Source organism: Paenibacillus sp. CECT 9249, assembly GCF_918697855.1.
GTDB lineage: Bacteria > Bacillota > Bacilli > Paenibacillales > Paenibacillaceae > MSJ-34.
Genome location: NZ_CAKKLI010000049.1, coordinates 1 through 13,086, shown reverse-complemented (window position 1 = coordinate 13,086; position 13,086 = coordinate 1). Strand labels below are relative to the sequence as shown.

At 53.6% G+C, this 13,086-nt stretch carries 12 protein-coding genes; 2 read left to right on the top strand and 10 right to left on the bottom strand.

Annotated elements, in window-relative coordinates:
• Positions 1-171: 171 nt before the first annotated feature.
• The 7 genes from hisA to LQ229_RS22735 all read right to left on the bottom strand — a co-directional run bounded on the left by hisA (position 172) and on the right by LQ229_RS22735 (position 7,437).
• Positions 172-903 (bottom strand): 1-(5-phosphoribosyl)-5-[(5-phosphoribosylamino)methylideneamino]imidazole-4-carboxamide isomerase, encoded by a 732-nt coding sequence (gene hisA, locus LQ229_RS22760; RefSeq protein WP_216541061.1) that lies wholly within the window; start codon positions 901-903, stop codon positions 172-174.
• A 1,473-nt stretch (positions 904-2,376) separates the two neighbouring features.
• On the bottom strand, positions 2,377-3,012 hold the full coding sequence (gene hisH, locus LQ229_RS22755; protein WP_216541062.1) for an imidazole glycerol phosphate synthase subunit HisH: 636 nt from the start codon (positions 3,010-3,012) through the stop codon (positions 2,377-2,379).
• A 1-nt stretch (position 3,013) separates the two neighbouring features.
• Positions 3,014-3,646, bottom strand: a complete 633-nt coding sequence (hisB, locus tag LQ229_RS22750) for an imidazoleglycerol-phosphate dehydratase HisB (RefSeq protein WP_216541063.1) — start codon at positions 3,644-3,646, stop codon at positions 3,014-3,016.
• Positions 3,630-4,934 (bottom strand): histidinol dehydrogenase, encoded by a 1,305-nt coding sequence (gene hisD, locus LQ229_RS22745; protein ID WP_216541065.1) that lies wholly within the window; start codon positions 4,932-4,934, stop codon positions 3,630-3,632. The genes hisB and hisD overlap by 17 nt, the downstream gene beginning before the upstream one ends.
• A gap of 202 nt (positions 4,935-5,136) precedes the next feature.
• Complete coding sequence (locus tag LQ229_RS27185) at positions 5,137-5,268, bottom strand: hypothetical protein (protein ID WP_290370066.1); 132 nt, start codon at positions 5,266-5,268, stop codon at positions 5,137-5,139.
• 369 nt (positions 5,269-5,637) lie between these two features.
• Positions 5,638-6,270: an ATP phosphoribosyltransferase gene (gene hisG, locus LQ229_RS22740; protein ID WP_216541066.1), complete on the bottom strand. Its 633-nt coding sequence runs from the start codon at positions 6,268-6,270 to the stop codon at positions 5,638-5,640.
• Positions 6,271-6,285: 15 nt separating this feature from the next.
• The gene (locus LQ229_RS22735; RefSeq protein ID WP_230192980.1) at positions 6,286-7,437 is read right to left on the bottom strand and encodes an ATP phosphoribosyltransferase regulatory subunit; all 1,152 of its coding nucleotides are present in this window, start codon (positions 7,435-7,437) and stop codon (positions 6,286-6,288) included.
• A 282-nt stretch (positions 7,438-7,719) separates the two neighbouring features.
• Here LQ229_RS22735 and LQ229_RS22730 point away from each other — a divergent pair, with 282 nt between their 5' ends.
• Both LQ229_RS22730 and LQ229_RS22725 read left to right on the top strand, forming a co-directional pair.
• On the top strand, positions 7,720-9,201 hold the full coding sequence (locus tag LQ229_RS22730; RefSeq protein WP_230192979.1) for an MBOAT family O-acyltransferase: 1,482 nt from the start codon (positions 7,720-7,722) through the stop codon (positions 9,199-9,201).
• Between the two features lie 14 nt (positions 9,202-9,215).
• Positions 9,216-10,673: a copper amine oxidase N-terminal domain-containing protein gene (locus tag LQ229_RS22725; protein ID WP_230192978.1), complete on the top strand. Its 1,458-nt coding sequence runs from the start codon at positions 9,216-9,218 to the stop codon at positions 10,671-10,673.
• Positions 10,674-10,728: 55 nt separating this feature from the next.
• Here LQ229_RS22725 and LQ229_RS22720 read toward each other — a convergent pair whose 3' ends face one another.
• The 3 genes from LQ229_RS22720 to lgt all read right to left on the bottom strand — a co-directional run bounded on the left by LQ229_RS22720 (position 10,729) and on the right by lgt (position 12,952).
• Positions 10,729-11,211 (bottom strand): acyltransferase, encoded by a 483-nt coding sequence (locus LQ229_RS22720; RefSeq protein WP_230192977.1) that lies wholly within the window; start codon positions 11,209-11,211, stop codon positions 10,729-10,731.
• Entirely contained in the window at positions 11,198-11,860 is a 663-nt protein-coding gene (gene ppaX / locus LQ229_RS22715) for a pyrophosphatase PpaX (RefSeq protein ID WP_216541073.1), read from the bottom strand. Before ppaX ends, LQ229_RS22720 begins: the two co-directional genes overlap by 14 nt.
• 66 nt (positions 11,861-11,926) lie before the next feature.
• The gene (gene lgt, locus LQ229_RS22710) at positions 11,927-12,952 is read right to left on the bottom strand and encodes a prolipoprotein diacylglyceryl transferase (RefSeq protein WP_230192976.1); all 1,026 of its coding nucleotides are present in this window, start codon (positions 12,950-12,952) and stop codon (positions 11,927-11,929) included.
• Positions 12,953-13,086: the final 134 nt, after the last annotated feature.

Genomic DNA, 13,086 nt, shown 5'->3' with positions numbered 1-13,086 from the left:
ACTCTCCTCTTCCGTGCGTTATTCCGAGGCGCTGCATCGGCAAACGCCGCTGTCGGGCAGGCCGGCCCTTGCGGGCCCGACAGCTGTGCCGGCCGTTACGATCGCACGTTGCCCTGGATGCGCCGACCGCAACTTCCTGCACCGACCGCTTCTATCCCTGCCTTATTCTTCTTAGCCGATTTCCCGAATCGCTTGGGCCAAATCGATGCTGCCCGTGTACAAAGCCTTGCCGACGATCGCGCCGCCGACGCCTTCCGCGCTATGCGCGGCAAGCCGCGTCAAATCTTCCATGCGGCTAACTCCGCCCGACGCGATGACCGTTCTTCCCGACACTTGCGCCAAGTTTAGAATCGCTTCCACGTTCGGGCCGCCCATCATGCCGTCGCGGGAAATATCGGTAAAAATAAACGTCTGCGCTCCTTTGGCCGCTAATTCCACAGCCAAATCCTCCGCCTTCACTTCCGACGTCGTCAGCCAGCCGCGCGTCGCGACAAGGCCGTTCCGCGCATCGATGCCGATGGCGACGCGTTCGCCGAACCGCTCCAGCACCTTCTCCACAAAAGCGCGGTCTTCAATCGCCGCCGTGCCGAGAATGACGCGGGATACGCCGAGCGATACGAGCCGGTCGACATCGTCGAAGGTACGCAAGCCACCCCCAACCTGCACCGGCACGTTGACGCTGCGCGCGATGTCGCCGATCAGGGCGTCGTTGACCGGATGGCCCGCTTTCGCCCCGTCGAGATCGACGAGATGAATCCACGCTCCGCCTTTCGCTTCCCATTCTTTCGCTGCCTCGACGGGGTTGTCGTTATATACCGTCTCTTGATTATAGTCGCCTTGAACCAATCGAACGCATTTCCCCCCGCGAATATCGATCGCGGGATAAATTGTAAAGGATGACATAAACGTTTCCCCTAACATTTGATTTTTATTGCATCGCTGCGGCGCGCAGGGCGCCGAGCCGGAGACGACGAGTGCGGGCTTGCATCGCGTTTGCGCAGTTGCCCGCTCAATCGCGGCGCGCTTGCACGGCGATCGTGCAAACCGCACCTTCGCGCCCCGGTTTCTTTGTACGTCGTTCGGCGCGATATACCTGTCGCTCAGTGCGTATGCTTCCGTCCGGTGACGGCGCTCATTGCACCTTCTTACCTCTCCCTCTGCCTAGAGCAAATGCAAAAATCAGGCTGTTGATAAACCCCGTTTTCCGCAAAGAGGGAGGAACAAAAACCCAGAAATGACGCGATTCCCCATTCGTAGTTTTTGTCCAAAAGCACTTTTTCAATAGCCTGAAAATGCAGTTAATCCGCTTATTCCGCACTTTTCCCGCACCGGCGTTGCATTCACTTTTTTCAACATTGCAGGATCGCGGATACAGGAGACGCTAATTGTGACAAAAGGCCCAATTTGGGACAGTTTGCGGACATACGATCCTTTATTCGCGGTAAAAGCGTAAAAATAAGCCCTTCAACGAAGGAATAACGGAACCAGTGTCCGCCTAAACAGCGAATAAGCGGTTTTGACGCGAAATAACGGCCCTGCGGTCCGGATACCAATTTCCCGATGCAACGCTAGTGCTTTTCTTGGCAATTTACCTGCAAAAATCAGGCTGTCGATAAACCCCGTTTTCCGCAAAGAGGGAGGTACTAAACCCAGTACTGACGCGATTTTCCATTCATAGTTTTTGTCCAAAAGCACTTTTCAACAGCCTGAAAAATGCAGTTATTTGATCAATAACCGTTGTTCAGGAAAGTACCGGCTAAATATCCGCACTTTGAGTCAATTTCAAAATACCGCTTGGAGCCGACGACCCATCGTGTGCGCTAACGAAACGTATATACGCTAATCGCCTGTAAATCACCTTGTTGCTCGTTGTAACGAAACTGAAACACGCTATTGAAGGGAAAAAGGCGACAAAACCGCCGATTTCCTAAGAATAACGATACGTACTTTCGTTAAATTGGGAATGTCTTCATTTCGAGCCCAATAAGGATTGCCAGTTTCGTTAGCGACAACAAGGAGCGTAGGTCCGCGCGGATCGCTCTCGAAATAGAGGGAGGCCATGCCCTTCTATATAATGGATGCGCGTTGTACGAAATTTCGTATAAAAACAAAGCCGTAGTACCCAAAAAACGGAATCTTGTACGATTTTTCATACAAAATCTATGATTGCCCTGAAAAGACCGCCTTTTGTACGAAAAATCATACAAATCCGCAAAAAATCAGTTACATCATCGGTGGCGAGTAATGAAATTGACTCCTTTTGCAATGATCTCCTCCCATACCGCGAAGCTCGGGCATAATAGCTGTATTTTTGCAGTTATTGGCAACCGGCCGGCGTGACCTTGCCGGCATGCGCCGGCTCGCTTCCCGACCGGCCTAGTAGTTGCCGCTTGGGCTTGCTTGCCGAGCCAGTTCCAGGAAATTCCCGAGCAGGCGCATGCCGAGCTCCCCGCTCTTCTCGGGATGGAACTGCATGCCGTACACATTGCCGCGCCCGACGATCGCCGTGACCTGGCCGTTGTACTCGGTCGTGGCCAGCAGATCGTCCTCGCGCTCGGGCAAAGCATGGTAGGAGTGGACAAAGTATACATGTCCCTCCTCCAAGCCCGCCAGCAGCGGGTTGTCCGCCTGATGCCAACGCAGGCGGTTCCAACCCATATGCGGCACCTTGTACGTGCCGCCGGCAAAGCGCACCACGCGGCCCGGCAGAATGCCGAGCCCCGCGTGCTCGCCATGCTCTTCGCTGCGCGCGAAGAGCAGCTGCATGCCTAGGCAAATGCCAAGCAACGGCTTGCCATTTGCCGCGGCCTCCCGCACCACCGGCGCAAGCCCGGTGGCGCGCAGGTTGGCCATGGCGTCGCCGAAGGCGCCGACGCCGGGCAGCACGACGGCGTCCGCCGCCAGGATGGCGGCCGGGTCGCCGGTGACGAGCGCCTCGAATCCGAGGCGCTCTACGGCTTTGCTCACGCTGTGCAAGTTGCCCATGCCGTAGTCTACAATTGCGACCGCCACGCTACAGCACTCCTTTCGTCGAAGGAACCCCCTGCACGCGCGGATCGATGCTCGTCGCTTCGTCGAGCGCGCGGCCCAACGCCTTGAACACCGCTTCGATCATATGATGCGTGTTATGGCCGTAGTGGACGATGACGTGCAGCGTCATCCGCGCTTCCAGCGCCAGCTTCCATAGAAACTCGTGCACGAGTTCGGTCGAGAAGCTGCCTACTTGCGCGGACGGATATTGCGCCCGATATTCGAAATGCGGACGATTGCTCATATCGATGACGACCTGCGCGAGCGCTTCGTCCATCGGTACGAAAACGGATGCGTACCGCTTGATCCCTTTTTTGTCGCCGAGCGCCTTCTGAATGGTCTGCCCGAGACAAATTCCGATATCCTCTACCGTATGATGATCGTCGATATCGACATCGCCGCGCGCCGCGACTTGCAAATCGAATTGGCCGTGCTTGGCGAATAAATCCAGCATATGGTTCATAAACGGCACGTCCGTCTCGATCTCGACTACGCCCGTGCCGTCGACGGCAAACGACAGCTCGATGTCCGTTTCGTTCGTTTTCCGCGCGACGCTCGCGCGGCGAACGTCCCCATTTTGCGCCTGCGCAATGGCATCCTTATTGTTTTCCGACATGTGGGTTCCCTTCCTTCTCCAGGCGAATTTGTATTGCTCTTGCGTGTGCTTCCAGCCCTTCGTGCCGCGCCAGTTCCATAATCGTTCCGGCGCTCTCCATAAGTGCCTCTTTGCTATAATAAATCAAACTCGATTTTTTAATAAAATCGTCCACGTCAACCGGCGATGAGAAGCGCGCCGTACCGTTGGTCGGAATAATATGGTTCGGTCCCGCGTAGTAATCGCCGACCGGCTCGGAACTGTACGCGCCGACGAAGATCGCGCCCGCATTCTCGATCAGCCCGACGTAACGCATCGGTTCGTCGACCATCAATTCAAGATGCTCCGGCGCCAGCCGGTTGACGACGTCGATTCCCGCTTCAACGGAATCGACGACAATAATCGCGCCGTGATTGTCGAGCGAGCGCTGCGCAATGTCCCGTCGCGGCAAACCGGCAACCTGGCGTTTCACTTCGGCTGCGACGGCTTCGGCGAACGAGCCGGAGGTCGTCACGAGAATGGCGGACGCCATCTCGTCATGTTCCGCTTGGGACAGCAGATCCGCCGCCACGTACGCGGCATCCGCCGTATCGTCGGCGAGCACGACGATTTCGCTCGGCCCGGCGATGCTGTCGATGTCGACCGCTCCGAACACTTCGCGTTTTGCAAGCGCGACATAGATGTTGCCGGGTCCGCAAATTTTGTCGACCGGCGCGATCGTGGCCGTACCGTAAGCAAGCGCGGCGATCGCCTGCGCCCCTCCGACGCGGTACATTTCCTTCACCCCGGCTTCCGCGGCCGCCACAAGAATATAAGGATTGATTCCTTCCTGTCCGCCCGTCGACGGAGGCGTAACCATAACGATTTCCGGCACGCCCGCCACCTGCGCGGGAATGACGTTCATCAGCACCGAGGAAGGATAGGCCGCTTTCCCTCCAGGCACGTATACCCCTACGCGGCGCAACGGGCGAATGATTTGCCCGAGCAGCGATCCGTCCGGCTGAACATCCATCCACGAACTGCGCTTTTGCTTTTCGTGATAGACGCGAATTTGCCGCGCCGCACGGCGGATGGCTTCCACAAAGGACTCCTCTACCCGTCCGTACGCCGCCTGGATCTCCTCTTGCGAAACGCGCAATTCCGCCGCCGTCAGCCGCGTGCGATCCAGCTGCTCGGTATACCGCAGCAGCGCCGCATCTCCTTCCGCCTTCACGTCTTGCACGATTCGGCGCGCGGTCTCGTTCTGCTCCGGCGTTCCGTATTCGACGTCACGCTGCAGCGTAAACTGCTCTGCCGCAACAATCCGCATGAGATTTCCTCCTTCAACATCGCGATAATATAATAAACCATATACTTAAGGACCAACTATACCTAATTAGTACCCTTAGAGAGTCAAAATTTCTGCAAATATCGAGGCCAAGCGTCATTTTGGAACGAAAATGCCTTATTAGCCACTGGCGTTGCATTAACTTTTTTCAGCAAATATTGAGACAGATATGTGGATTACGGTGCTATTCCTTCACATTTCTTCTGCCGCCCTGCTCCCCAAGTTCGCGGACACAGGAGACGCTAATTGTGACAAACGGTCCGATTTCGGACCGTTTGCGGACATACGATCCTTTATTCGCGGCAAAAGCGTACAAATAAGCCCTCCGACGAACAGATAACGGAACCACTGTCCGCCTAAACAGCGAAAAAGCAAGTTTGACGCAAAATAACAGTCGTACGGTCCGGATAGCAATTCCTCAATGCAACGCCATTGCTTATTAGCGAATTTCAATTCCTTATTAAGGTACATTCGTTCCGTATCGAGCCGGTGCGAGATTTAGCAGCGAGCAAAAAGATACTTTCCTTAGCACAGTCTTATCCACACCAAGCCAAAGCGCATCTTTTTATGCAAATGACTTCGTACATTCGCTCCCGAAATACGTAAGCCATTGCACATCCGTCACCCAACAAAAACGATACCTTCCTTCGCAACGGAACGATATTCCCTGTCAGCTTCCCGCCCGCTACGATCCGACGGGAATCACTTTATGCAATTGATCGCATAACGATTGAATCGCCCCGTTTTTCATGCGGTAACTTACGCGATTGGCGATCAGGCGGCTTGTAATTTCGAAGATCGTCTCTTGCTCGACCAATCCGTTCTCGCGCAGCGTCTGGCCGGTTTCGACCATGTCGACGATGCGATCCGCCAAGCCGATGAGAGGCGCCAACTCGATCGAGCCGTTCAGCTTGATCACTTCCACCTGCTGCCCCTGCTCGCGAAAATATTGCGAAGCGACATTCGGGTATTTCGTCGCCACGCGCGGATGGATGACCGGCTCCCAATCGGGCAGGCCGATGACCGACATCCGGCAGCGGGCAATCCCGAGGTCCAGCAACTCGTACACATCTTTATTCTCTTCCATTAATACGTCCTTGCCGACGATGCCGATATCCGCCACGCCGTATTCGACATAAGTCGGCACATCGACCGGTTTGGCCATAATAAATTCCATATTCGCTTCCGGCAACGATACGATCAGTTTGCGCGAATCGTCGAAATCGGCCGGAATCGGCAAGCCGGCTTCGGCAAACAACACGGCGGCTTGCTTATAAATACGCCCCTTCGGCATAGCTACTTTTAACGTTTCTTGCATCTGCTCCGATTCCTCCTATCGCCTTTGGTCCGTATCCGCTTCGCTTCCGATCGCGGGAAGATCCGTCCGCTGCGTCACGACAGCCCGCCCTTCCGCGCGCAAGCGTTCCGCCTCGCGGAGCGCCTGCATCCGATTCCCGGCGTCGTACTCAATCACGACCGGAGCCGTCCGCTCCGCCTCGCCCGCTCCGCCGACGATTTCCAATATGCGCGTCGTCTTCAGCGCGAAGCCCGTGGCGGGCGCCGGTCGGCCGAACTGCTGCAGCAAGTTGTCGTACCGCCCCCCGCTGCATACCGGAAAGCCCAATTCTTCCGCGTATCCCTCAAACGTCATGCCCGTATAATACGAGAAATCGCCGATCATCGTCAAATCGATCATCACCCGGTCTTGCACGCCGTACGCTTCAAGCACTTCCCATAATTCGCATAAATGGGCGATGGACCGCTTAGCCAGCGGATGGCCGCTTACCGTCAACGCTTGATCGCATACTTCCTGCCCCCCGCGCAAACGCAATATGCCTTCCAGTTCCTCCTGCTGCTCCGCCGGCAAATCCAATCCGCGGATCGCTTGGCGGTAACCGACATAATCGCGCGCCAGCAAGCATTCCTTCAGCATCGCCTGTTCCTCGGCACGCCCGGGCACAATTTCTTCGAATAATCCGTTCAAAAAGCCGACATGGCCGATCGCGATTTTAAACTGCTCGACTCCCGCAGCCTGTAGCGACGCAATTGCCAGCGCGACGACTTCCGCATCCGCATCCGCCGACGGATCGCCGACCAGTTCGACGCCGGTTTGGAAAAATTCCGCTTCCCGCCCCGCCTCTTCTTCGATCGAGCGGAATACATTGGCATGGTAAGACAGCCGAATCGGAAAAGACTCTGTTTTCAATAAGGAAGAAACCACTCTCGCAATCGGCGCCGTCAAATCCGAGCGAAGCACCAACGTAGTGCCGCGGTTATTCAGCAATTTGTACAGCTTGCGATCCGAAGTGGAGCTCGCCACGCCGACCGTATCGTAAAACTCCAGCGTCGGCGTAATAATTTGCCGGTATCCCCAACGCTCCATACATTCCAGCACGCTGCGTTCGATGTTCCGCAGCTTTGCTACCGCGTGAGGCAAATAATCTTTGACGCCAGCCGGTTTCTCAAACACCTTCGGTTTAGACATATGTGCCACCTCTATTGTATCCTTTAATATATTAAAGTGCTAACAAGTTACCATACTGCCAAATTAAAGATTAATCGTTATATTACCATGTAATACGCTTTAGCGTCAATCGCCAATATTACGAAACATGCCGGTATACCGCTCCGCGAACGTTTGTTTATAAGAAAGCGGCACCGGAATTAGGGTTGTCCCACGGAATCACTCATTGTGCGCCCCATTATTTTCTAGTATAGTTATAAGATTAGAGGATATGGCCGACATGATTCAAGGGGGTACATCTTTTTGCTATTTAATTCCTATGTCTTTATATTCGCTTTTTTACCGGTAACGACCGTCGTTTATTTCCTGTTGAACCGTTTCCGGTATACGGTTGCCGCCAAAGTATGGTTGGCCGCCGCATCGTTGTTCTTTTACAGCTGGTGGAATATTGCTTATCTGCCTCTTATTCTAGCATCTATTACGTTTAATTTCTGTATCGGCCGCCTGCTGCAGGTCAAAACCGCCGTGAGCGCGCCCAATCTTCCGGCCGACGACAATATGCCCGCAGCGGATGCGGCCAAATCCGAAACGGCGGCGGCAAGCGCCATGCCTTCTCTTTCGTCGCGGCTGAACCGCAAAGCGGTTCTTATTATTGGCATCGTCTGCAATCTTCTTCTTCTCGGATATTATAAATATGCGGATTTTCTTATCGCCAATATTAACGGTCTCACAGGCGCTTCGCTGCAGCTGCTGAAGCTGGTGCTTCCGCTTGGGATCAGCTTCTTCACGTTTACGCAAATCGCCTATTTGGTAGACGCTTATAAGGCCAAGTCGCGGGAATACAACTTCATTAATTATGTATTGTTCGTTACGTTCTATCCGCATCTGATTGCCGGGCCGATCTTGCATCATTCGGAAATGATGCCTCAATTCGATCGTCTAAGGAACAAAATATTTCAACTTTCCAATGTGACGCGCGGGCTGTTCGTGTTCAGCATCGGCCTGTTCAAAAAAGTCGTCATTGCGGATACATTCGCCATCTATGCGAACTATGGCTTCGATCAGGCGCAATATTTCGTCGAGAGCTGGCTGACCTCGCTTTCTTATACGCTGCAGCTTTATTTCGATTTCAGCGGATATACGGACATGGCGATCGGCGCGGCGCTGTTCTTCAACATCAGGCTGCCCGACAATTTCAACTCGCCGTACAAAGCGCTGAGCATTCAGGACTTCTGGCGGCGCTGGCATATGACGCTCAGCCGGTTTCTGCTCAATTATATTTATATTCCGCTCGGCGGCAACCGCAAAGGGCTGCCCCGGACGCTAACCAATCTCATGCTGACTTTCATTATTGGCGGCCTGTGGCACGGTGCCGGATGGACCTTCTTGTTCTGGGGATTTTTGCACGGCGCCGCGCTGATCGTCCATCGCTTATGGCAAAAAGTCGGCAAGCCCTTGCCTAAGTGGCTGGCATGGTTCATTACGTTTCAATTTGTCAATGTGGCATGGGTTTTCTTCCGGGCCGGCGATTGGAGCGACGCGATTCGGATTTTGAAAGGCATGATCGGCCTGCAAGGGTTCGCACTGACAAGAATGGACTTCTATCCGCAATGCGCCCTGCTGGTGATCGCGTTTATGCTGATCGCCCTATTTGCCAAAAATTCGGGCGAACGCATGGCGGCATTTCGCCCCGGTTGGCGGACGGCGGCCTTTATGGCGGTTGCTTTCATCTTATCGTTGCTCTATTTTAACAAAATCAGCGAATTTCTATACTTCAACTTTTAGGGGGGGGGAACCGTATGTCCCGGACCGGAGGAAGCAAATATTCAAAAAAAGCGTACCGGCGAACTCTGGGTCAATTTGCGGTCATCGCCGTAAGTTTGACCATCCTGATATGCGCCGTAACATACATTTTCGATCCGCTGCAATTTTACCGGAAAGCGACGTTCTATACGCCGGTCTTCTCCACCGAAGAACGGTACCAAAATCCGGGCTTGGCCAAAAACTACGATTACGACACGATCATCATCGGCACATCGATGACGCAAAACTTCGTCCCTTCCCATGTCGATCGCGTATTGGGCGGGAAAACGATGAAATTGTCGATGGAAGGTTCTACGGCGAACGAGCATTATTTAATCGCCAAGCGAGCGATCGCTACGGGCAAGGTGAAACGCGTCTTGTGGGGGCTCGACTATTTTTCGCTGAAAGCGCCGAACAAACAGGATCAAGAGTCGTTTCCTTACTATTTGTACGACGATAATCCCTGGAACGACATTCATTACTTGTTCAACATTTCCACGGCCGAGACCGCGGCGACCAGCGTCGCCAAGCAACTGTTGTCCAAGGAAGCGGCAAACGACCTCGACATGCTGAACAATTGGGATCGCTACGCCAAATACGGACAGGACCAGGTTTTGGAAAACTGGCGGAACGCGCGCAATACCGAGTTTTCTTTTCAAACGAACGAAGAGCCGCTGGACTTTATCAAGAACACGTTTGAAACCAATATTATATCTTTGATCGAGCAGCATCCGGAAATTGAATTTATCGTCTACTATCCGCCTTATACGATTTTGCGCCATCAGCTATGGAGCCAAATTAACGAGCAGCGCTACGAGAATCAGTTGGAAATGAAAAAATATATGTTCGAAAGGTTCCATGCGTTCCCGAACGTGAAGCTGTACGATTTCCAGGCGGACAGCGACATTACGTACAATCTGAATGCGTATAAAGACTTATCCCACCACTCGCAGGCGATCAATGAAACGATCATCGACAGCATTGCGCGGGATGACGAGAAATATAGAGTAACGCCGCAAAATATCGATCGTTTCATCAGCTTATTGGAGCATCAAGTTCATACGGTTGTCGTCGACGATCAGAACGAGATTTACAATTTAACCGTGCAAATTGACGGAGAGACGAAATCGTTCTCGCTCATCCAGGCGAAAGCGGACGGGGAAGCGATCGTACCGTTGAAGGAAGCGGTCGCTCTGCTGGGAGCTTCGTTCGAATGGGACGCCGCGGCGAAGAAGGCGGTCATTAAGCGGGGAGAACGGAGGGCGGAAGTCATCGTCGGCCGTAGTAACGCGCAAGTGGACGGCGCCGACGTTGTCATGGCTCATTCGCCTGCGATCGTGAACGGCCGTACGATGATACCGCTGCAGTTCGTGGCGAAAGCGTTGGGCGGAACAGCCGAGCGAGTCGGCACTTCCGCGGTCGATTTCCAGATCGAAATCGCGATGCCGTCTTAACGGAACGGCCATTTCCCGCATACATGAAAAAAACGTAAACCGCTTCAAACGCGTCTTACGTTTTTTTCATGTCCCGGAGCGGATTGCCGCCGACAAACGCCCCCGGCGCAACATCCTTATGTACGATGGAACCGGCCGCCACGACGGCATTGTCGCCGATCGTCACGCCCGGCAGCACGGTGGAGTTGGCGCCGATCATGACGTTGGCGCCAATTCGCACGTCGCCCAGCCGATATTCGGAAATCAAATATTCATGCGCCAAAATGGTCGTGTTATAGCCGATGACCGAGTTATCCCCGACGGTAATGCGCTCGGGAAAGAACACGTCCACCATGACCATCAGCCCGAATGCCGCGTCTTTGCTGACGTTCATGCCGAGGATCCGCCGGTAAATCCAATTTTTCAACCCTAGCGAGGGGCAGTATCGGGCGATTTGTATGAAGATGAAATTTTTAACGCCTTTCCATGGACTGACCGTGCGGTAAATTTGCCGGAGAGCATTCCGCCCCTGAACCGGGTACCGCTCAAGTTTTCTCAACTGAATCCCGCTCCAATCCGGCAAACGGATACAAGTCCCGCATATCGTAAATGATATGCTTCGGTTCGAACTGACGCAACGCGTCTTCCCCCTTCAGCGACCATGCGACGGCGACCGATACGGCGCCGGCCGCGTTCCCCGATTGGATATCCGCCGGGCTGTCGCCCACCATCATTGTCGTCGCCGGATCGGCACCTAATTGTTCCATAGCGATAAGAACCGGTTCCGGATGCGGCTTCGGATGTTTGACATCATCGATGGTAACGAGCGTATCCATGTATGGAGCGAGTCCGAACATCTTCAGCGCCCGCTCCGTCGTTTCGCGAATTTTCGTCGTCACGACGCCCATTCGCACGCCATGGCGATGCAAACGTTCGATGACCTCTTTAACATGCGGAAATTCCTTCACGAGCTCGTCATGCTTGTCCCGATTATACGAACGGTAAGCGGCAGTGAATTCGTCGACATCGTCCCGTCCGGTAAACAACCGCATTTGATAGTCAAGCGGCGTTCCCATATGGGGAATGATCTGTTCGCGCGAAAAATCCGGCGGAACATGGCCCTTCAATACATGCAGAAAGGTTTGAATGATCAGTTCGTTCGTATCGACGATCGTTCCGTCCAGGTCAAATAACATCGTTTTGATCATGTTGCAATGTTCTCCTTTGTCGCTTATATGCGGTGTACGTACTTTCCACTCACTCAATGTTCCGGTTTACTCCTGCGGCGCGTTATTGCCGTTATCTTCCCGCTCGTCCGTCGCCGGCGTCTCAGATGCCGATGGCGCCTCTTGCTTGTCTGCCGCAACGGCATTGGTTTTGGAAGGCTTCGTCGAAACGATCGGCGCACTATAAGAAACGGAAGCATAGCCTTTCACGCGGCGCACGACGATGACCAAGATCGCCCCCAAGATTAAAAGAATAGCGAGCAATTGAGATATCCGGACGTTGCCGTACAACGGATCCAAGTGGCCCGGTTCGAAGCCCAACAGCCTCATTGGCGACCATAATCCGTCGACGAACTCCGCGAGCCACTCCGGACCGCGGAACGCCAAACTGTCTGTGCGCAGCATCTCGATAAAGAAACGGCCGAAAGAATACCAGATAAGATAAGACATAAAAATTTCGCCCGCGCGTACGAAAGTTCGACGCCGCAGCACAAACAGCAATAAGATCCCGACCAAATTCCATATCGATTCATATAAAAAGGTAGGATGATGAAAAATGCCGTTTACATTCATTTGATTGACGATAAAATCGGGCAAGTGCAACGTTTCGCGCAAGAACGATTCCGATACCGGTCCCCCGTAAGCCTCCTGGTTGACGAAATTGCCCCAACGGCCGATCATTTGTCCCGCCAATAAGGAAGGCGCGCAGACGTCGACGATCCGCCAAAAATTGTAGCCCTTATGCCGTACGTAGAAGAACGCGCATATGACCGCACCGATCAAGGCGCCGTATATGGCGATACCGCCTTCCCAAATGGCCACAATTTCGCCCAAATGATATTGATAATAATCCCATTTGAACGCGACGTAATAAATCCGCGCGGCAATGATAGCCGACGGCACGCCAAGCAAAAGCAGGTCCATAAAAAAATCCTGCGGGATGCCGAATCGCTTGCCTTCCCAAATCGCCAGCAATAAGCCGACTAACGCCGCAGTCCCCAATATAAGGCCGTACCAATGCACCGAAAGCGATCCGATGGAGAAGGCGACCGGGTTTAGTAACAAATATTCCATACCTCACACTCCTCGTATAGTATCTTTTGAAAGCTCTTATAGGTTAGTTTCCATCCCCTGAGGGGGATGGAAAACGGCCTCGAAATTTCCAGGCTCGTTCTTTGAAAATTTCATCTGGGACTGGACTTTCCGGC

Excerpts from the sequence above, each read along its gene's own strand:
- hisA (WP_216541061.1), bottom strand. The coding sequence starts at position 903 with ATGTCATCCTTTACAATTTATCCCGCGATCGATATTCGCGGGGGGAAA.
- hisB (WP_216541063.1), bottom strand. The coding sequence starts at position 3,646 with ATGTCGGAAAACAATAAGGATGCCATTGCGCAGGCGCAAAATGGGGAC.
- hisD (WP_216541065.1), bottom strand. The coding sequence starts at position 4,934 with ATGCGGATTGTTGCGGCAGAGCAGTTTACGCTGCAGCGTGACGTCGAA.
- hisG (WP_216541066.1), bottom strand. The coding sequence starts at position 6,270 with ATGCAAGAAACGTTAAAAGTAGCTATGCCGAAGGGGCGTATTTATAAG.
- LQ229_RS22735 (WP_230192980.1), bottom strand. The coding sequence starts at position 7,437 with ATGTCTAAACCGAAGGTGTTTGAGAAACCGGCTGGCGTCAAAGATTAT.
- LQ229_RS22725 (WP_230192978.1), top strand. The coding sequence starts at position 9,216 with ATGTCCCGGACCGGAGGAAGCAAATATTCAAAAAAAGCGTACCGGCGA.
- ppaX (WP_216541073.1), bottom strand. The coding sequence starts at position 11,860 with ATGATCAAAACGATGTTATTTGACCTGGACGGAACGATCGTCGATACG.
- lgt (WP_230192976.1), bottom strand. The coding sequence starts at position 12,952 with ATGGAATATTTGTTACTAAACCCGGTCGCCTTCTCCATCGGATCGCTT.